The sequence below is a fragment of the Diaphorobacter sp. JS3051 genome, from assembly GCF_015832135.1.
GTDB classification, from domain to species: domain Bacteria; phylum Pseudomonadota; class Gammaproteobacteria; order Burkholderiales; family Burkholderiaceae_C; genus Diaphorobacter; species Diaphorobacter nitroreducens.
This window is the reverse complement of the sequence record NZ_CP065406.1, coordinates 2,756,467-2,775,535: the sequence shown is the minus strand read 5'-3', so window position 1 is coordinate 2,775,535 and position 19,069 is coordinate 2,756,467. Positions and strand designations below refer to the sequence as shown.

Annotated in this window: 17 protein-coding genes; 2 read left to right on the top strand and 15 right to left on the bottom strand. The window is 69.4% G+C overall.

What is annotated here, in order from left to right; all coding sequences use genetic code 11:
• The first annotated feature begins 46 nt into the window (after nt 1-46).
• Nucleotides 47-601, top strand: coding sequence for an adenine phosphoribosyltransferase (locus I3K84_RS13315; protein ID WP_015914697.1), 555 nt, complete (start codon nt 47-49; stop codon nt 599-601).
• 303 nt (nt 602-904) lie between these two features.
• On the opposite strand, the gene I3K84_RS13310 is transcribed toward I3K84_RS13315, so the two are convergent.
• From I3K84_RS13310 to I3K84_RS13295, 4 genes are all read right to left on the bottom strand, one after another.
• Nucleotides 905-1,744 (bottom strand): hypothetical protein, encoded by an 840-nt coding sequence (locus I3K84_RS13310; protein ID WP_047349218.1) that lies wholly within the window; start codon nt 1,742-1,744, stop codon nt 905-907.
• 137 nt (nt 1,745-1,881) lie between these two features.
• On the bottom strand, nt 1,882-2,373 hold the full coding sequence (locus tag I3K84_RS13305; RefSeq protein ID WP_041836137.1) for a Crp/Fnr family transcriptional regulator: 492 nt from the start codon (nt 2,371-2,373) through the stop codon (nt 1,882-1,884).
• A gap of 87 nt (nt 2,374-2,460) precedes the next feature.
• Nucleotides 2,461-3,861: a tRNA uridine-5-carboxymethylaminomethyl(34) synthesis GTPase MnmE gene (gene mnmE, locus I3K84_RS13300; protein WP_196994726.1), complete on the bottom strand. Its 1,401-nt coding sequence runs from the start codon at nt 3,859-3,861 to the stop codon at nt 2,461-2,463.
• 79 nt (nt 3,862-3,940) lie between these two features.
• Complete coding sequence (locus I3K84_RS13295) at nt 3,941-4,828, bottom strand: amino acid ABC transporter substrate-binding protein (protein WP_196994725.1); 888 nt, start codon at nt 4,826-4,828, stop codon at nt 3,941-3,943.
• A 240-nt stretch (nt 4,829-5,068) separates the two neighbouring features.
• On the opposite strand from I3K84_RS13295, the gene I3K84_RS13290 reads away from it, so the two are divergent.
• Nucleotides 5,069-6,289 (top strand): D-amino acid dehydrogenase, encoded by a 1,221-nt coding sequence (locus I3K84_RS13290; RefSeq protein WP_196994724.1) that lies wholly within the window; start codon nt 5,069-5,071, stop codon nt 6,287-6,289.
• Nucleotides 6,290-6,539: 250 nt separating this feature from the next.
• Here the strand turns inward: I3K84_RS13290 and I3K84_RS13285 are convergent, their stop codons facing one another.
• From I3K84_RS13285 to I3K84_RS13235, 11 genes are all read right to left on the bottom strand, one after another.
• The gene (locus tag I3K84_RS13285; protein WP_231403305.1) at nt 6,540-7,658 is read right to left on the bottom strand and encodes an IS630 family transposase; all 1,119 of its coding nucleotides are present in this window, start codon (nt 7,656-7,658) and stop codon (nt 6,540-6,542) included.
• A gap of 62 nt (nt 7,659-7,720) precedes the next feature.
• Entirely contained in the window at nt 7,721-8,626 is a 906-nt protein-coding gene (locus tag I3K84_RS13280; protein ID WP_196994723.1) for a LysR substrate-binding domain-containing protein, read from the bottom strand.
• Nucleotides 8,627-8,645: 19 nt separating this feature from the next.
• Complete coding sequence (locus I3K84_RS13275; RefSeq protein WP_094439716.1) at nt 8,646-9,386, bottom strand: aspartate/glutamate racemase family protein; 741 nt, start codon at nt 9,384-9,386, stop codon at nt 8,646-8,648.
• A 226-nt stretch (nt 9,387-9,612) separates the two neighbouring features.
• Nucleotides 9,613-10,431, bottom strand: coding sequence for a M55 family metallopeptidase (locus I3K84_RS13270; RefSeq protein ID WP_196994722.1), 819 nt, complete (start codon nt 10,429-10,431; stop codon nt 9,613-9,615).
• 63 nt (nt 10,432-10,494) lie between these two features.
• Nucleotides 10,495-11,532: a P1 family peptidase gene (locus I3K84_RS13265; RefSeq protein ID WP_196994721.1), complete on the bottom strand. Its 1,038-nt coding sequence runs from the start codon at nt 11,530-11,532 to the stop codon at nt 10,495-10,497.
• Nucleotides 11,529-12,428 (bottom strand): glutathione ABC transporter permease GsiD, encoded by a 900-nt coding sequence (gene gsiD / locus I3K84_RS13260; RefSeq protein ID WP_094439722.1) that lies wholly within the window; start codon nt 12,426-12,428, stop codon nt 11,529-11,531. Before gsiD ends, I3K84_RS13265 begins: the two co-directional genes overlap by 4 nt.
• Nucleotides 12,429-12,450: 22 nt before the next feature.
• Nucleotides 12,451-13,371, bottom strand: coding sequence for a glutathione ABC transporter permease GsiC (gene gsiC, locus I3K84_RS13255; RefSeq protein WP_135148245.1), 921 nt, complete (start codon nt 13,369-13,371; stop codon nt 12,451-12,453).
• A 67-nt stretch (nt 13,372-13,438) separates the two neighbouring features.
• Entirely contained in the window at nt 13,439-14,989 is a 1,551-nt protein-coding gene (gene gsiB, locus I3K84_RS13250) for a glutathione ABC transporter substrate-binding protein GsiB (RefSeq protein ID WP_094439726.1), read from the bottom strand.
• A gap of 94 nt (nt 14,990-15,083) precedes the next feature.
• Complete coding sequence (locus I3K84_RS13245) at nt 15,084-16,958, bottom strand: dipeptide ABC transporter ATP-binding protein (protein WP_135148246.1); 1,875 nt, start codon at nt 16,956-16,958, stop codon at nt 15,084-15,086.
• Between the two features lie 16 nt (nt 16,959-16,974).
• On the bottom strand, nt 16,975-17,973 hold the full coding sequence (locus I3K84_RS13240) for an isoaspartyl peptidase/L-asparaginase family protein (protein ID WP_196994720.1): 999 nt from the start codon (nt 17,971-17,973) through the stop codon (nt 16,975-16,977).
• The gene (locus tag I3K84_RS13235; protein WP_196994719.1) at nt 17,970-18,902 is read right to left on the bottom strand and encodes a MurR/RpiR family transcriptional regulator; all 933 of its coding nucleotides are present in this window, start codon (nt 18,900-18,902) and stop codon (nt 17,970-17,972) included. The genes I3K84_RS13240 and I3K84_RS13235 overlap by 4 nt, the downstream gene beginning before the upstream one ends.
• Nucleotides 18,903-19,069: the final 167 nt, after the last annotated feature.

Genomic DNA, 19,069 nt, shown 5'->3' with positions numbered 1-19,069 from the left:
CCGGCAGGGTCTGCACATCCGAATCGTTCTCTCTTTTGCCCCACCCATGACAGCCCTTAGCGTCAACGACTACCTGCGCCAGCACATCCGCACCGTCCCTGACTGGCCCGCGCCGGGAGTGCAGTTCCGCGATATCACGCCCCTGCTGCAAAACCCCAAAGTGTTCCGCGTGCTGATCGACGCCTTCGTGCACCGCTACATGGACCGCGCGCTGCGCCCCGACGTGGTGGCCGGACTGGACGCCCGCGGCTTCATCCTGGGCGCGGTGGTGGCCTATGAGTTGAATGTGGGCTTCGTTCCCATCCGCAAGAAGGGCAAGCTGCCTTTCACCACCGTCGAGGAAACCTACGAACTCGAGTACGGCAGCGCGACCGTGGAACTGCACGCGGACGCGGTCCAGCCCGGCGACCGGGTGCTGCTGATCGACGACCTGATCGCCACCGGCGGCACGATGATGGCCGGCAAGAAACTGCTGGAAAAACTGGGCGCGACCGTCATGGAAGGCGCCGCCATCGTGGATTTGCCGGAACTCGGCGGCTCGGCACGCCTGCGTGCCAGCGGACTGCCGCTGTACACGCTGGTGGACTTCAGCGGCCACTAGGGCCTGTTCACACTATTTTTGCCAGTGCGAATGGCGTGAAAACCGCGCCAATCTAGGCGCGTGACGACGCCAAGGCCGGGGCCTTGGCTAGGAGGGCAACGACGAATGGCGCGGTTTTCACTCCGTTCCCTCCGGGTTGCGATCAAAAAGGGCCATTCGCGGCGTTGCCAAGCCTCGCTGGGGTAGCACCCCAGCTTCGTTTGGCGCCTTGCGCCTGGCCCTTTTTGATCGCAACGCATCTGGCAAAAATAGTGTGAACAGGCCCTAGACCGCTGGGCTGCTGCAGTCCCCGCAGCCGGTTCTTCAGCGCAGGTCGCCGTATTGCGTGGAGCTGAGGTCGGACGACCGGCCGTCCTGCCCCGGCATGACAGTGTCCTCGAACCCCGTGGGCGCGGGGCTTGGCGGCAGCAGCGGGCCGCTGCGCGTGGTAACACCCAGGGCCGGCGCGGCCGCGGGCGCACGCGCCACAGCGCTGGTGAGCGCCTGCTTGAACGCCGCCACCTCGTCGGCCTCGATGGGCTCGAACCGCGGCGCCGCGCGCGCGGGCGCGGGTGGCACCAGCGGCGCTGGACGCGAGGGTAGTGCCGCTCCTTGCGACGCGGCAGCGGCGGGCCGGGGCGTCCCGGAAATGATGGGCGATGCGGGGGTGGCAGAAGCCTGCGGCGCGGGCGCCTGGGCGGCCGGGGTGCGCACCTGCACGCCCGTGCTGATCTGGTCGTTGGTGCGCCAATACACGGCAGTCACCAGGATGTCGAAGCGAGAACGGGCGGTCTGCGTCACCAGGGTTTCGATTTCGCCCAGCCGCGCCATGTCCCGCCCATACTCCGGCGCCAAGTCCATCATCACCAGGAACTGCGCCCCACGCTGGTCCAGCGACAGCACCTTGAACTTGTACCCCGCCGACAGCACGCCGGCACGCACCATGGCGTCACGCACCACGGTGTACAGCAGCTCGCGGCGCTCCATGCGTTCGTTCTTGCGGCCTGTGGCGGGCTCGGGGGCCGCGGCGGGTTGGGGCTCCAGCAGGGGTTTGCCTGCGCGCGCCGGGGCCGCGCCGTTGGTCTGGGCAGCAGCGGCGGGTGCAGGGCGCGCACGCGCGACCGGAGGCTTGGATTTGCGGGTGAACCAGCTGAACAATGACATGCTTGCCTTCGCGAAGAAGCGCTCAAAAAACGTCGGCAAGTGTACTGCGCGCGCCTCGGCCGAGGCGTGACAGTTGCAGGGTCGGCCGCGCCGCGATGGGCGCTGTGGTCACAAAGCGTGGCGCTCGCGCGCCGTGCTCAGGTCGCCGCAATGCGGCGGCGGCGGTTGCCCAGGCGCTTGGCCAGCACGGCGCCGGCCGCCATCGCCATGTGCAGCGCTACCGCCGGTTGGCGATTGCAAAGTTCCGTAAAGCGCAGAGCGGGCAGGCTCCAGAGCTTGCTCGGTGCGCCCGCCTGCACCGTGGCGCTGCGGGGCTGATGGGAAAAGAACGCCCCCTCGCCCACCATCGAGCCGGGGCCGACGATGGCCAGGCGCAGCCGCTGCTTCTCGTCCTCGAAGTGCACGCTGAGCGAGCCGCTTTCCACCAGGTACAAGGTGCGGTCGTTGGTGCCCTTGGCAAACAGCACCTGTCCCGAGGGGATGCTGATGGGCAACAGGTAGGCGGACAGCCAATCCCACTGCTCGGCGGTGAGCACGTTGTTCATGCTGTCGTCCGCCGTCGCGTGGGTGATGGCCTGGATCAGACCCGAAAGGTCGACTTTGGAGGAGGGAGCGGGGATGGCATTCATCGGGCGCGAACGGTAACGCGCCGCCGTCATCTGCACAAGCACTCATTACCCTTACTTACACATGGCGTTGCGCGCCCGCCGAGCCGGCTATTTGCCGATGCAGAAGCTGGAGAAGATGACACCGAGCAGATCGTCGGACGTGAACTCGCCCGTGATGGTGTTGAGGGCGTTTTGCGCCAGGCGCAGCTCCTCGGCCAGCAGGTCCAGCGCCGGCCCGTCGCTTTCCAGTTGCGCGGCCGCCTCCATGAGGTGGGCGTCCACGGCGCGCAAGGCTTCGATGTGGCGCGCGCGGGCGATGTACACGCCCTCCGCAGCCGACTGCCAACCCGCGATTTGCAGCAATTGCCGACGCAGCGTATCCAGCCCCTGGCCGGTGCGCGCGGACAGCAGCACCGCCTGGCTCTCACCCTCGCGCGCAGGCGCCGCCGCCTGCGGGGCGGCGTCGGCCTTGTTCCAGACGTCGACCACCGGCACGCCCGCGGGCAGCCGGTTGGAGAGCGTGTGCGCAATGGCGGCGTCGTCGTCCTGGTACTGCGCACTGCCCCAGCGCGTGAGGTCGTGCAGGAACAGCACCGCGTCGGCGCCCGCGATCTCGTCCCAGGCGCGGGCGATGCCGATGCGCTCGACCTCGTCGTCGCTTTCGCGCAGGCCCGCCGTGTCGATCACGTGCAGCGGCACGCCCTCGATCTGGATGGTCTGCTGCACCTTGTCGCGCGTGGTGCCGGCGATCGGCGTGACGATGGCCAGTTCCGCCCCTGCCAGCGCGTTCAGCAGCGAGCTCTTGCCCGCGTTGGGCTGCCCGGCGATCACCACCTTGATACCCTCGCGCAGCAACGCGCCCTGGCTGGCACGCTGCATCACGCGGGCCAGCGATTGCTGCAAATTCGATAGCTGCCCGCGCGCGTCTGCCTTGCGCAGGAAGTCGATTTCCTCTTCAGGAAAGTCCAGCGTCGCCTCCACCAGCATGCGCAGGTGCACCAGTGCGTCGCGCAGCGTGTGGATCTCGCGCGAGAAGTCGCCCGACAGCGAGCGGCTGGCGCCGCGCGCGGCCGCCTCCGTGCTGGCGTCTATCAGGTCGGCGATGGCCTCGGCCTGGGCCAGGTCGATCTTGTCGTTGAGGAAAGCGCGCTCGGTGAACTCGCCCGGCTCGGCCAGGCGCAGGCGCGGCAGCAGGCCCTGCGCCGCCTCCAGGCAGCGCGCCAGCAGCAGCTGCAGCACCACGGGGCCGCCGTGGGCCTGCAGTTCCAGCACGTCCTCGCCCGTGTAGCTGTGCGGCGCGGGGAAGAACAGCGCCAGGCCCTGGTCGATGGGCTGGCCCGCGGCATCGGGAAAGGGCAGGTAATGCGCCTGGCGGGGCTGCAGCGCGCGCCCGAGCAGGCCCTGCACGAAGGGCGCGAGGCCCCGGCCCGACACGCGCACGATGCCCACGGCCCCGCGCCCGGGGGCGGTGGCGATGGCGGCGATGGGGTCCTGGTGGCGGGCGAGCATGGGCGGGGCTTTCAGCAGGGCAGTGATCCGAGCGCCGCATTATTGACGCTGGCGCACGCCCCGCGCCGCCCGCCTGGACTCACATGGCGGGCTTGTCGCTTTGCGCCGTGAGGTTGTCCTTGAGCTCCTGGCTCATGGGCAGGCCGATCACCTGGCCCTTGGGCGGGATCGGCGACATGAACCACTTGGTGTAGAGCCTCTCGAACTCGCCCGACTTCATCATGCCGCCGATCACGCCGTTGACCAGCTTCTGGAACTGCGGATCGTCCTTGCGCATCATGCAGGCGTAGGGCTCGACCTGCAGCGCGTCGCCCACCACGTCCCAGTCGGCGGGGTTGCGCGCGTTGTTCTTCAGGCCGAACAACAGGATGTCGTCCATGGCGAACGCCTCGGCGCGGCCGGCGTCCACGAGCAGCATGGAGTCGTCATGGTCCTTGCCGAGCACGATGTCGAAGTCCAGGTTGTTGTCCTTGCTGTACTTGCGTATCACCTGGGCGTTGGTCGTGCCCGTGGTGCTGGACACCTTCTTCTTCGCCAGGTCGGCCCAGTTCTTGATGCCGGAATTCTTCTTCACGAGCAGGCGCGTGCCGGTATAGAAGTGATTGATGGCGAACTGCACGTCCTTGCCGCGCGCCGAGTTGTTGGTTGTCGATCCGCACTCGATGTCGATGGTGCCGTTCTGCAGCAGCGGGATGCGGTTCTGCGAGGTCACGGCCTGCATGTCCACCTTCAGGCCCGGCTTGTTCAGCTGCTTCTTCACGGCATCGACGATGGCGTTGGTGATCTCCACCGCGAACCCCACCGGGCCGCCCGAGCCCGCGAGGTAGCTGAACGGCACCGAGGATTCGCGGTAGGCCACGGTGATCTTGCCCGTGTCGGCGATCTTCTTGAGGGTGTCGGCCTGGGCGGCGGTGCCGGCCAGGGCGCAGGCGGCCAGCGCCGCGGCCAGGATGGTGCTGTGTTTCATGGTGTTTCCTTTGCTTTATCGAAGTCGTGGTTGCGGTTGCCACGCAAGTCACGACGGTACTGTAGAAAGCCCGCGCCCGCTTGAACAATGCCTTTCGTGGCAGGGGGTATGTGCAAAAGTTATGCACTGCTGCCGCGGCCCACGCATAACTTTCCGTCATGCCCCGCGCCTGCATTGGCATTGTTCAATCGCCGGCGCGCGCCCTACATTGGGGCGATCCGCAATCTGCCGAGTTTTTCAATGCATGTATGTGTCATGGGCGCGGGCATCGTGGGCCTGGCGACGGCCTACGAGCTCCAGCGCCAGGGAATGCAGGTCACCGTGGTCGACCAGGCCCGGCCCGGCGCGGGCGCCAGCGGGGGCAACGGCGCCCAGCTGAGCTACAGCTACGTGCAGCCCCTGGCCGACCCCGGCATCTGGGCGCAGCTGCCCAAGCTGCTGCTGTCGCCCGATTCGCCGCTCAAGCTGCACCCGCGGTGGGACCCGCACCAGTGGCGCTGGGGGCTGGATTTCCTGCGCGCCTGCAACCGCCGCGCCTCCGAGCACGGCACGGCCACGCTGCTGGCCCTGGCCGCGCGCAGCCGCCAGGGCTTCGAGCGCATGCTGGCCGCCGAGCGGCTGGCGTGCGACTTCTCGCGCACGGGCAAGCTGGTGCTGTATGCGACCCAGGCCTCGCTGGACGACGCGCGGCGCCAGCTGGAGCTGCAGCGCGCCTGGGGCTGCGAGCAGGAGGCCGTCACGCCCGCGCGCTGCGTGGAGATAGAGCCGGCGCTCGCGCACTACGCGGCGCGGATCGCGGGCGCCATCCACACGCCCGGCGAATGCGCGGCCGACTGCCTGCAGGTCTGCCAGGGGCTGCATGCCCTGCTGCAGGCGCGCGGCGTGCGCTTCGTGCTGGACACGAGGATCACGGCGTTCACCCGGTCCGCAGGGCGCATCGCCGCGGCGCGGACCGATGCGGGCGCCATCGAGGCCGACGCCTTCGTGCTCGCGCTGGGCAGCGGCAGCCACGCGCTGGCGCGCACCCTGGGGTTTGCGCTGCCGGTCTATCCGCTCAAGGGCTACAGCATCACCTTCGATGCCGCCGCCGAGCCCGGCACGGCGCCCCGCGTGAGCGTGACCGATGCCGCCCGCAAGGTGGTGTTCGCGCGCCTGGGCCGGCGCATGCGCGTGGCGGGCATGGCCGAGCTCGTGGGCTACGGCATGGACATACCGCAGGCGCGCATCGACAGCCTGTGCGCCGCCACGCGCGCCCTGTTCCCGCACAGCGGCATGGGGCGCGACCTGCAGCCCTGGGCCGGCCTGCGCCCGGCCACGCCCACCGGCCTGCCCGTGGTGGGGCGCCACGCGCGCGCGCCCGCCAACCTGCTGCTCAACACCGGGCACGGCGCGCTGGGCTTCACGCTGGCCTTCGGCACGGCCGCTGCCGTGGCCGAGGCGCTAGGGCCTGTCATCGAATGATTTCCCCACGCGAAAGGCAGCCGGGCGGTGCAGTGCCAGGCGTGGCGAGTGCCGCGTAGCTCGGCTACGCAAGCGAGCCGCAACGACGCAATGCGCCGCCCGGCTGCCTTTCCCTTCGGGCTGCCCCCGTAATGCGGCGTCTGCTTTGTCGCACGGCTTGCCAATAGCTACGGCTATTGGCTGCGCCGCGCTTCGCGCATCCATCCGCATTACGGGGGCAGCGCGTGGGGAAATCATTCGATGACAGGCCCTAGTGTAGTGTTGCATTCTGTTTGGAACTTAATCGGCTATTGGCGCGGATGACCTTTTGCAGGATGTCGCGAGCGTTCTTGGTCCAGATGAACGGCTTGGGGTTGGTGTTGTGATGCGCGATGTACTCATCGATGGCCGAGACGAGTTCGGGCACGCTGGTGAACACCCCGCGGCGTAGCCGGTTCTCGGAGATGTCGCGAAAGAAGCGCTCGACCATGTTCAGCCACGATGCCGAGGTCGGCGTGAAGTGCATGTTGAATCTGGGGTGCTTGGCCAGCCACTCCTGCACAGCTGGATGCTTGTGCGTGGCGTAGTTGTCGGCGATCAGATGCAGCGTCTTGTCCTTGGGCGTCTCCCGATTGATTTGACGCAGGAACTTCAGCCACTCGATGTGGGTGTGGCGCTGCTGGCACTGGCCGATGACCTGACCGTTGAGCACGTTGAGCGCAGCGAACAAGGTGGTTGTGCCGTTGCGCTTGTAGTCGTGCGTCATGGTGGCCGCGCGCCCCTTCTTGAGCGGCAGCCCGGGCTGCGTTCGGTCCAGCGCCTGCACCTGGCTCTTTTCGTCGCAGCACAGCACCAGCGCATGCTCGGGCGGCGACATGTAAAGCCCCACGATGTCTTCGAGCTTTTGCACGAACTGCGGATCGCGCGAGACCTTGAAGCCGCGCACGATGTGAGGCTTGAGACCGTGGGCCTGCCAATGGCGCATCACGGTGCTGGCGCTGACGCCCAACTCAGCGGCCATCGTGCGCGTGCTCCAGTGCGTGGCCGCCTCGGGCTTGGTCTGTGTGGTTAGCTTCACAAGCTTGGCCACATCCACCTTCACCGGCGGTGCGCCGCGCGGCAAGTCGCGCTCGATACCTTGCAGCCCCAATTGCAGGTAGCGTTCACGCCAGCGCGCCACCTGCACGCGCCCAATGCCAAGCTGCTCGGCAATATCCTTGTTTTGCAGCCCCTGCGCGGCCAGCAGCACGATCTGGGCGCGCTGGGCCAATCTGACGCTGGTGCGCTTGGAGCGCGCCAGCCGGCTCAGCTCGCTTTCCTCTTCATCCGTCAACACAATCGTCGGGGCAACTCGCAATTTTTCACTCCAATGCAAACCGTAGTAGAGCATTGGAGCGTGGTTGCTCAATTAAGTTTCATTAAGAATCAAACACTACACTAGCCGGCTGAGCGTCATTCAGTCAGCGCCTGGACGACCACCGTGCGCATGCAGCCCAGCATGGCCTCCGCCAGCAGCGAGGCCGGGCGGTGCGCCGGGCGCAGCGCCTGCACGGGCACGGCGATGGGCGGCTGCACGGCCAGCACGTCGACCTTGTCGCGCTCGGCCGAGGCGGCCGTGCAGGCATCGACCAGGGCGCAGGCCTGGCCATGGTGGGCCAGCGCCAGCGCCGCGTGGTAGGTCTGCACCGTGTAGGGGGCCTGCAGGCTGACCTCGGCCTCCCTGCAGGCATGGTTCACCAGGGTGCCTATGGGGTCGCTGGCCGCCAGGCGCACCAGGGGCTGCTGCGCAAGGTCGGACAGCCCGATGCGCCCGCCCGCCACCAGCGCCGGAGGCAGCATGCCGCGCGGGGCCACGCACAGCATGTGCGCGTCGGCCAGGTGCTCCTGCACCAGCGAGGGGTGGGCGGCGGCGGTGAAGACGAAGCCCAGGTCGGCCTCCTGGCGCAGCAGCGCCGCGACGATCTGCGGCGAATGCAGTGCGTCGATGGTGACGGCCACGCCCGGATACTGGGCGCGGAACGCGCGCAGCGCGCGCGGCAGCAGCTCGACGCTGAGCGCGAACACCGTGAGGATGCGCAGCTCGTCGCAGCGCTGCGGGTTCTTCAGGCTGGCGGCCAGGCGCTGCACCTCATCGAGCTGGGCGAACAGCTGCTGCACCTGCGGGTACAGGGTCTGCGCCTCCTGCGTGGGCACGAGCCGGCCCTTGACGCGCTGGAACAGCGCAAACCCGAGCTGCAGCTCGGCATGAGCCAGGATGCGGCTGACGGCCGGCTGGGTGACGTTCATCAGGCGCGCCGCCGCGCTCACGCTGCCCGTGAGCATGACGGCGTTGAAGACTTCGATGTGGCGCAGGCGCATGCGGCGTCACCCTACCCGCCTAGGCGCCGTAGGCGCGGCGCGCCAACGCGCGCGCAAGAATGGCCGCGGGGTCGATCAGCGTCCAGTCCTGCGCCTCGGGCGCCTGCGGCAGGGCCAGCGGGATTTCGGTGCAGGCCATGGCCAGCGCAATGTCGCCATGCTGCGCGCGCAGCGCCTGCCCCACGGCGACGAAGCGCTGCTGCGCCAGCGCCATGTCGCCGGCCTTGACGCCGTCGTAGATGCCCTGCATCAGCCATTGCCGCGCCTTTGCATCGGGCAGCACGCAGGCGATGCCCTGCGCCGCGAAGGCCTGCTCGTACAGGCCGATGCGGTAGCTGCCCTCGGTGGCGAGCAAGGCCACGCGCTCCTGGCCCTGCGCGCGCAGCGCGGCCGCCGTCTCGCGCGGCATGTGCAGCAGCTCGACCTGGGGCACGCGCTCCTGCAGGGCCGCATGCCAGGCATGGGCGGTGTTGCAGGGCATGGCCACGGCGCGCGCGCCCAGGCCGGCCAGCTGCGCCAGGCCCTGCGCCATGGCTTCGAGCGGCTGGGGCGCCGCGCCGTCGGTGAGGGCGCGCGTGCGGTCGGGAATGGGCAGCTGCGCCATCCAGTGCGCGGGATAGGCCTGGTCGCACACGGCGTGGCCGTGGCTGCGCAGCCAGTCCTCGCAGGCGGCGACGAACAGGCGCGCGAAGTCCACGCCGGCGGCCGGGCCCATGCCGGCCAGGATGCCCACGGGCTGGGGGGCGGGATGTGTGTTCATTTCAGTGATTCATTGTGCTGCAGCCCATGAAACTGGCGCGCCCCAGGCGAGGGCCGCCGTGCAAGGGCCGCCCCGCCGCACGGGCGGCGTCCCCCTTCCCACGCGAGGCGTGAGAGAAGGGGCTGAGGGCCGCGGCCCCAAGCCTGCCTGCGCAGGCTTGGACGTGCCTGAAGGGCTGCTGTCTCCGGCGGCAGCATGGAGCGGCGAAGCCGCTCAGAGGGTTGTCTCATCTCAACATGCTGGACATGGCCGACAGGCAGTTGAGCATGCGCACCGCGGCTTCCACGTCCGGCGCGTCGAAGCGCAGCGCGTCGCCGTCGGTGCGCACGAGCGTGGGCCACTGGCAGAACAGGTCGGCCAGCGCCGGCGTCTGCGTCTGCAGTTCGACGGCGATGGGGCCGGCCATGGCCAGCGGCGCGGTGGCGCGCGCCTGGGGAACGGCCTCGGCCACGCCGGCGCGGATGGCGGCGCAGGCGGCCTCGGGCGACAGGCTGGTACCGCTGCCGAAACCGGTGGCGCGCTTGACCTCGATGAAGCGCGTGGCGGGCAGCAGCGCCCGGTATTCGGCGATGAAGGCGTCGTCGCCCGAGGCGGCGATCACCGGCACGCCGTACTGGCCGGCCAGCAGCCCGTAGATGCCCAGCTCGCCCAGCTCCTGGCCGTTGAAGCGCACGCGCGCGAAGGCGAAGCTGTTGATGGTGTGCGCCAGGATGCCGCGCCCCTTGGAGCGCGCGTGGTAGCCGATGCACACCAGGCCGTCCACGCCCAGCTCCACGCCGGCCACCATGCTCAGGTAGCGCGGCTTGCCCTGGATGGCCTGGGCGCGCGCGTCCAGCAGGTCGGGCGGCATGTTGCGGAAGCTCCCGTGCGAGTCGTTGACGTAGACCTCGCCGGCGCCGGCGTCGAACGCGCCGGCGATGGCGGCGTTGGCCTCGGCCGCCATCAGGCGGCGCGCGCGCTCGTACTCGGGGTTGCCGGCGCGCGTCTGCTCGGGGTGGTAGACGCCGGCCACGCCCTCGATGTCCACGGAAACCAGGATCTTCATGGCCTTCCTTCGTGATTAAGAGTCAAAATGGCTTGTAACGCTTTCTGCGACTGCGCCGGCAGCTCATTTATTCATAGCTTGCAGCAGCGGGCGCAGCGCGTCGCGGCGGTGGCCGTCGCGGCCGGTGACGGCCTGCGCGTGCCACAGCGCGTGCACGATGGCCTGCTCCACGCTGTCGGCGCCCGCCTGGAACAAGGGGTCGAGCAGCGCCTCGTGCACCAGGGCCACGGCGGGCATGGGCTCGGCGGGCAGGTGCGGCAGGGTGTAGGCCGTGGAGAACGCCAGCGCGATGTCGCCGCTGCCGTGGCCGTAGACCGACCCGGTGCGCGCCAGGCCCGCCGCGGCGCGCAGCGCCAGGCGCTTGAGCTGGCGCGCGTCCAGCGGCGCGTCGGTGGCCAGCACCATGATGATCGAGCCCTTCTCCGGCTCGCTGCGCGCCGGCTGCCGCGCCGCCAGGCGCCGGCCCAGGGGCTGGCCGCCCCACACCAGGTTGGCCTGCACGCCGTAGTTGGCCAGCACCAGCGCGCCCACGGTGTAGCGCGCGCCGCCGCAGAGCAGCGCCTGGCGCGACGCCGTGCCGATGCCGCCCTTGAGCTGGAAGCTGGACATGCCGCGCCCTGCGCCCACCGCGCCCTGCGCCACCTCCACGCCCGCGCTGGCGCAGGCCAGGTCGTAGTGCCGCGCCGTGACGGCCATGCGCTGGATGTCGTTGAGATAGCCGTCGTTGCATTCGAGCACGAGCGGGTTCACCGTGGACCAGGCGCGCCCCACCTCGGGGTTGGCGGCGCAGCAGCGCGCGATCTGCGCCTGGGCGACGGCGGGCACCGAGAAGGTATTGGTCAGCGCGACCGGCGTCTCCAGCTGGCCCAGCTCGGCCAGCTGCACCAGGCCCACGCTCTTGCCGAAGCCGTTGATGACGGCGACGGCGGCCGGCGCCTTGTGCAGGAACGGGTCGCGCGCGTGCGGGTGGATGACGGTGACGCCGGTCTGCACGCCGCCGTCCGCGAGCGTGGCGTGGCCCACGGTGACGCCGGCCACGTCGGTGATCGCATCGCGCGCGCCGGCGTCCAGCAGGCCGATGCGGGGGGGCTGGTCCATCATGTCTGGCGGTCGATCTTGGGGTCGAGCGCGTCGCGCAGGCCGTCGCCCAGCAGGTTGAATGCCAGCACGGTGAAGAAGATCGCCAAGCTGGGGAACAGCGCCACGTGCGGCGCGTTGACCATGTCGGCGCGCGCCTCGTTGAGCATGGCGCCCCACTCGGGCGTGGGCGGCTGCGCGCCCATGCCCAGGAAGGACAGGCTGGCCGCCGTGATGATGGAGGTGCCCACGCGCATCGTGAAGTAGACGACGATGGACGAGATCGTGCCCGGCAGGATGTGGCGCACGATGATGGTGAAGTCGCTCGCGCCGATGCTCTGCGCCGACTCGATGTAGGTCATGTGCTTGAGCACCAGCGTGTTGCCGCGCACCAGGCGCGCGAACGCCGGCACGCTGAACACGGCGACGGCGACGACCACGTTGGTCATGCTGCTGCCCAGGATGGCCACCACGCCCAGCGCCAGCAGGATGCCGGGGAAGGCGAACAGCACGTCGGAGATGCGCATCACGATGCGGTCCCACCAGCCTTCGTAATAGCCCGCCAGCAGCCCCAGCGTGGTGCCGATTGCGCAGCCTATGGCCACCGACAGGAAGCCCGCCGCCAGCGAGATGCGCGCGCCCATCAGGATGCGGCTGAAGATGTCGCGCCCCAGCGGATCGACGCCGAACCAGTGCAGGGCCGACGGCCCTTCGTTCAGGCGGTCGTAGTCGAAGTAGTTCTCGGCGTCGAACGGCACGATCCAGGGCGCCAGCACGGCCACCAGCACCAGCAGCGCCACGAAGACCAGCGCGGCCACGGCCACGTGCTGCTTCTTGAACTTGCGCCAGAACTCGCGCCAGGGCGTGCGCACCTTCCCGGGCGCGGCGGCGGCGGGAGAGGAGAGGGAGGTTGTGGTCATCGCCGGGCCTCTTTCTTCTTTTTCACTTGTAGCGGATCGTCGGGTTGATGAAGCCGTAGAGCACATCCACCACCAGGTTGATGAGGATGAATTCCAGCGAGAACAGCAGCACCAGCGTCTGGATGACGGGGTAGTCGCGCGCGGTCACCGCGTCCACCAGCAGGCGGCCCAGGCCGGGCCAGTTGAACACCGCCTCCACCACGATGGAGCCGCCCAGCAGGAAGCCGAACTGCAGGCCCATCATCGTGACCACCGGGATCAGCGCGTTGCGCAGGCAGTGCTTGAGCACCACCACGCGCTCGTTCAGCCCCTTGGCGCGCGCGGTGCGCACGAAGTCCTCCTGCACCACCTCGACGAACGACGCGCGCGTGAAGCGCGCCATCACCGCCGCCACGGCCGCGCCCAGCGTGATCGACGGAAGGATGTAGTGGCGCCACGAATCGGCCCCCACTGTGGGCAGCCAGCCGAGCTGAACCGAGAAGACCTGCATCAGCATCATGCCCAGCGCGAACGCGGGGAACGAGATGCCCGAGACCGCCAGCGTCATGCCCAGCCGGTCGGGCCACTTGTTGCGGTACACGGCCGAGGCGATGCCTATGCCCATGCCGAAGATGACGGACCAGACCATGCTGCTGATGGTGAGCAGCAGCGTGGGCATGAAGCGCTCGCCGATCTCGGCCGACACCGGGCGGCGCGTGCGCATCGAGAGGCCGAAGTCACCCTGCACCATGCGCGAGAAGAAGTGCACGAACTGCTCGGGCAGCGGCTTGTCCAGGCCCAGCTCCTGGCGCACGAGCGCGATCGTGGCCTCGTCGGCGTCCTGGCCCGCGGCCAGGCGCGCGGGGTCGCCGGGCAGCATGTGGACGAACAGGAACACCAGTACCGCAACGATCAGCAGCGTGGGCAGCAGCCCCAGCAATCGTTTGAGGAAGTAGTTCAGCATGGGTGTGATGGATGAGGGATTCGCCCCCTCTCCCGCACGCGGGAGAGGGCCGGGTTAAGGCAGTGCCTTACTTCAGCGCGATCTCGTCGCTGTTGATGTTGCCGTCGGGCATCACGTAGACGCCCGACAGGCGCTTGGAGTGGGCGTAGAGCACGTCCTCCGTCACCAGCGGAATGCGCGGCAGGTCCTTGGCGAGCTGCTCCTGCGCGGTCTTGTAGAGCGCGGCGCGCTCGGCGCCGTTGGTGGTCAGCAGCGCCTTGGCGATGGACTCATCGACCACGGGGTTGCTGTAGAAGGCATAGTTCGCCAGCTTGGGCGACCAGGACTCGGTGGAGAACAGCGGGCGCAGCGCCCAGTCGGCCTCGCCCGTGGAGGACGACCAGCCGATGTAGTACAGGCGCGCCTTGGCGGTCTTGGGGTCGGGCCAGGAATCGACCAGCTCCACGCGCTTGCCGGGCTCCAGCGCCTCCACCGACACCTTGATACCGACCTGCTGCAGCTGCTGCTGGATGAACTGGATCACCTTCTGGCTGGTGGTGTTGTTGTAGCCGCTCCACAGCGTGGACTCGAAGCCGTTGGGGTAGCCCGCTTCCTTGAGCAGCTCCTTGGCCTTGGCCACGTTGTAGGGGATGGGCTGCATCTTCAGCGCGTATTCCACGCCCTGCGGCACGAAGCCCTGGGCGGGGAAGGCGTGGCCGCTGAAGGCCACCTTGGCCAGCGCTTCCTTGTTGATGGCGTAGCCGATGGCCTCGCGCACCTTGGGATTGTCGAAGGGCTTCTGCAGCATGTTGAACGTCAGGAAGCGCTGGATGATGGACGGCCGGGACACCACCTCCACCTTGTCGCTCTTCTTGAGCGTGGCGATCTGCTCATAGGGCAGCGTGAAGGCGAAGTCGGCCTCGCCCGTCTGCAGCATGGCGGCGCGGGTGTTGTTCTCGGTCACGGGCTTCCAGGTCACCTGGTCCACCTTGGGGTAGCCCTGCTTCCAGTAGCCGGCGAACTTCTTGCCCACGATGGCCTCGGTCTGCTTCCACTCGACGAACTCGAACGGGCCCGTGCCCACGGGGTGGAAGGCGATGTCCTTGCTGCCCCACTTCGTGAGCGCGGCGGGCGAGATGATGGCGGCCGATGCGTGGGCCAGCGCGTTGATGAAGGGGCCAAAGGGCTCCTTCAGCGTGATGCGCAGGGTCTGTGGGTTCACGGCCTCGACCTTGGCGACGCGGTTGAACTGGTTGGCGCGCAGCAGGCGGTTGGCGGGGTCCATCACGCGGTCGAAGTTGGCCTTGGCCGCGGCGGCGTTGAAGTCGGTGCCGTCGTGGAACTTCACGCCCTGGCGCAGCTTGAAGGTGTAGACCAGGCCGTCCTTGGACACGTCGTAGCTCTCGGCCAGCACGTTCTTGATCTTCAGGTCCTTGTCGAACGCGAACAGCCCTTCGTAGAAGGTCTTGGTGACGGCCGTGGTGATGGTCGTGTTGGTGTTGTACGGGTCCAGCGTCTCGGGCTGCTGGTAGATGGCCAGCACGGCGTTGCCCGCGGCCAGCACGGAGCCGGATGCGGCGAAGGCGGCCAGGGCCAGCAGGGCCTGGGCCGTGCGGCGGGTGGAAGCGGTTTTCTTCATGGGTGAACTCCAGTGAGGGGGAAACGGGACTACTTCAAGAAAGATAGCTTCCAGCGCTTGCTGCATAAGGGCTGGAGGCCGATTTCATTCAAATTCACACCGTGGCGGGCGCCACGAAATGGCCGGGGCCCACCTGCACCATGGGCGGCACCACGGGCTCGTCGCCCACGGGGCGGATGGGGCTGGGGATCTCGCCTTCGAGCAGCGCGCGCTTCAAGTGCCGGCGCGCCGGGTCGGCAATGGGCACGGCGGCCATCAGCTTGCGGGTGTAGGGGTGCTGGGGGTTCTCGAAGATCGCGCGGCGCGGCCCGATCTCGACGATGCGGCCCAGGTACATCACCGCCACGCGGTGGCTGATGCGCTCGACCACGGCCATGTCGTGCGAGATGAACAGGAAGGCCACGCCCAGCTCGCGCTGCAGGTCGAGCATCAGATTCACGATCTGCGCCTGGATGGACACGTCCAGCGCCGACACGGATTCGTCGGCCACCACCACCTTGGGGTTGAGCGCCAGCGCGCGGGCGATGGCGATGCGCTGGCGCTGGCCGCCCGAGAACTCGTGCGGGTAGCGCTGCGCGTGCTCGCGCGGCAGGCCCACCTTCTCCAGCAGCCAGTCCACGCGGGCCTGGGCCTCCTCGCGCGTGCCGATCCTGTGCACCAGCAGCGGCTCCATGATCGAGAAGCCCACCGTCAGGCGCGGGTCCAGCGACGCGAACGGATCCTGGAAGATGAACTGGATGTCGCGGCGCAGCGCCTGCACCTCGCTGCGCGGCAGGTCGAGGATGTTGCGCCCGCCGAACTCGATGGCGCCGCTCTGGCTCTCCACCAGGCGCAGCAGCGAGCGCCCGGTGGTGGACTTGCCGCAGCCCGATTCGCCCACCAACGCCAGCGTCTCGCCGGGGTAGAGGTCGAAGCTCACCTGCTCCACCGCGTGCACGCGGCGCGTGACCCTGTTGAGCAGGCCCGAGCGCAGGTCGAAGCGCGTGATGAGGTTCTTCACGCGCAGGATGGGCTGGGCGTCGGCCGGGCGGGTGTCGACGGGCGTGGATTCGCCCACCGTGGTGGTGCCATCGACGCGCAGCAGGTCGAACGGGCGCGGCAGGTCGGTGCCCTGCATCGCACCCAGCTTGGGCACGGCCGACAGCAGCGCGCGCGTGTAGGCATGCTGGGGTGCGGCGAACAGCTGTTCGGACGCGCCCTCCTCCACCTTGTCGCCGCGGTACATGACGAGCACGCGGTCGGCCACCTCGGCCACCACGCCCATGTCGTGGGTGATGAAGATCACGCCCATGTGCATCTCGTCCTGCAGCTGGCGGATGAGCTGCAGGATCTGCGCCTGGATGGTCACGTCCAGCGCCGTGGTGGGCTCGTCGGCGATCAGGAGCTGGGGCTTGCACGACAGCGCCATGGCGATCATCACGCGCTGGCGCATGCCGCCCGAGAGCTGGTGCGGGAAGCGGTCGAGCACGTTCCTCGCCTCGGGGATGCGCACCAGTTCGAGCATGCGCAGCGCCTCGGCGCGCGCGCCGGCGCGGTCCATGCCCTGGTGCACGCGGATGGATTCGGCGATCTGCTCGCCCGCGGTGAACACCGGGTTCAGCGAGGTCATGGGCTCCTGGAAGATCATGGCCACGTCGGCGCCGCGCACGTCGCGCATCTGTGCCTGCGTCGCCCGGGCCACGTCCAGCACCTGGCCGCCGCGCCGGCGCAGGAACGCCGAGCCGCCGATGATCCTGCCGCCGCCATGCTCCACCAGGCGCATCAGCGCCAGCGAGGTGACGGACTTGCCCGAGCCCGACTCGCCCACGATGGCCAGGGTCTCGCCCCGGTCCACGTGGAAGGAGAGATCGCGCACGGCATCCACGGTGCGCTCGGAGGTGGCAAAGCGCACGCTCAGCGCGCTCACGGCCAGCACGCGCTGCTCGGGCAGCTGCAGGGGCGCGGCGGCATGGGGGGAATGGGTCGTCATGGCAGGATGGCCCCGGTCAGCGGTAGATGAAGGATTCGGGCGCCTGGCCCACGCGCGCCAGGCCGCGGTACATGCCCTCGGTGTTGAAGGGCAGGCACACGTTGCCCAGGCGGTCGACGGCGATCAGCCCGCCCGTGCCGCCGATGGCGGCCAGCGCCTGGTGCACCACGGCGTCGCTCGCCTCTTGCAGCGCCTGCCCGCCGTAGGCCATGCGCGCGCAGACGTCGTGCGCGGCGGCCACGCGGATGAAGCTCTCGCCATGGCCGGTGCAGGACACGGCGGCCGTGCGGTCGTCGGCATAGGTGCCGGCGCCGATCAGCGGGCTGTCGCCCACGCGGCCCGGGCGCTTGTTGGTCATGCCGCCGGTGGAGGTGGCCGCCGCCAGGTGGCCCTGCGCGTCGAGCGCCACCGCGCCCACCGTGCCCATCTTGCGGCCCTCGTCCAGCGGCCCCTCCTGGGCGCGCGCGGCCAGCGCGGCGGCGCCGTCGTGGTCCAGCACCGCGCCGGCGCCGCCGCCCTGGGCCGCGCGCAGCTGGGCCAGGCGCGCCTCGGTGGAAAAGTAGCCGGGCTGCACCGTCGCAAGGCCGGCCGATTGCGCCAGGCGCTCGGCGCCGGCGCCGATCATCAGCACATGCCGGCCGTCGCGCAGCACCTCGCGCGCGGCCAGCACCGGGTTGCGCACGCGGGCCACGCCCGCCACGGCCCCGGCGGCCAGCGTGGCGCCGTCCATCACGGCGGCGTCGAGCTCGTGCGTGGCGTCGGCCGTGAACACCGCGCCATGGCCGGCGTTGAACAGCGGGCAGTCCTCGAGCGCCTGCACGGCCACGCACACCGCATCGAGCGCCGTGCCGCCGCCGGCCAGCACGGCCTGTCCGGCGCGCAATACGTCCTGCAGCGCGGCGTGGTAGGCGCGCTCCTGCGCGGGGCTGATGTGGCTGCGCAGGAGCGTGCCGGCGCCGCCGTGGATGGCGATGACGGGCACGGCGGCGCGTGCTGCATGGGGCATGGTCTTCATTCGGAAGATTCGGCAGGAGTGGGCGCGGGATTGGCCGCGCCGGCGCGGCCCGCGCCGTGCAGCCAGGGCAGCACGGCCTCGGTCATGCGCGTGGCGTTCTGCACCGTGTCGCGCGTGTGCAGCGCGACGGCGCTGATCAGGGCCTCGATCAGCGCGAGCACCGTGGTCTCGGAATTCACCGCGTGGTAGCTCTCGGCCTTGGCGAACAGGCAGTGGCGCGCAAACGGCGCGAGTGGCGAGTGCGCGCCGTCGGTCAGCGCCAGGACGGGGACGCCGCGCTCGTGCGCCGCGCGCGTCAGCGCCACGCTGTCGCGCAGGTAGCGCGGGAAGCTGATGACGATGAACAGGTCCTGCGCCCCCATGCGCGGCAGCTGGCGCGCGCCGTCGGTGGCGCCGGCGACGCTGGAGAGCAGGTGCACGTTCTCGCAGTGCATGTCGAGCCCGCGCGCCAGCAGGCCGGCCAGCCAGCCCGAGGCGCCATAGCCGAGCACGTAGATGCGCCGCGCCGCCGCGACGGCCTGCACCGCAGCCGCACAGGCCGAGGGGTCGAGCGCGGCGCGCGTGGCGGCGATGTTGTTCTGGCTCTCGTCGAGCACCGCCACGAAGGCGTCATGCGCGCTGCCGGGCTTTTCCAGGCGCACGCGCATCTTCTCCACGGGCGCCAACATGGCCTCGAAGCCCTTGACCAGCTCGGCGCGCAGCATGGGGTAGCCGTCCAGCCCGATGGCGCGCGCGAAGCGGTTGGCCGTTGCCACCGACACGCCCACCGCCGCCGCCAGCTCGTCGATGGGCATGGTGGCCGCCTGCAGGGGGCGCTTGAGCACGTAGTCCGCGATCTGCTGGTGCGAGGGCGTGAGCTGCATGCGCGCCTGCGCGATGCGCGTGGCGATCGAGACCTGCTGCGGGCTGGCTGGCGCGGGCTTGGGCATGGCGGAGGAATGCGGTGTTGATAAAAAATTTACAGACGCGAATCCTAAAGAAAAAATTCAATCATTCAAGCGCCGGGCGGGCCTTGCGGACTGGTGGAAACCCGTATTTCCAGGGATTGGCCCAGCAAAAAGGCCCGCAGAGCGGGCCTTGGGATGGGGGAAGCGGG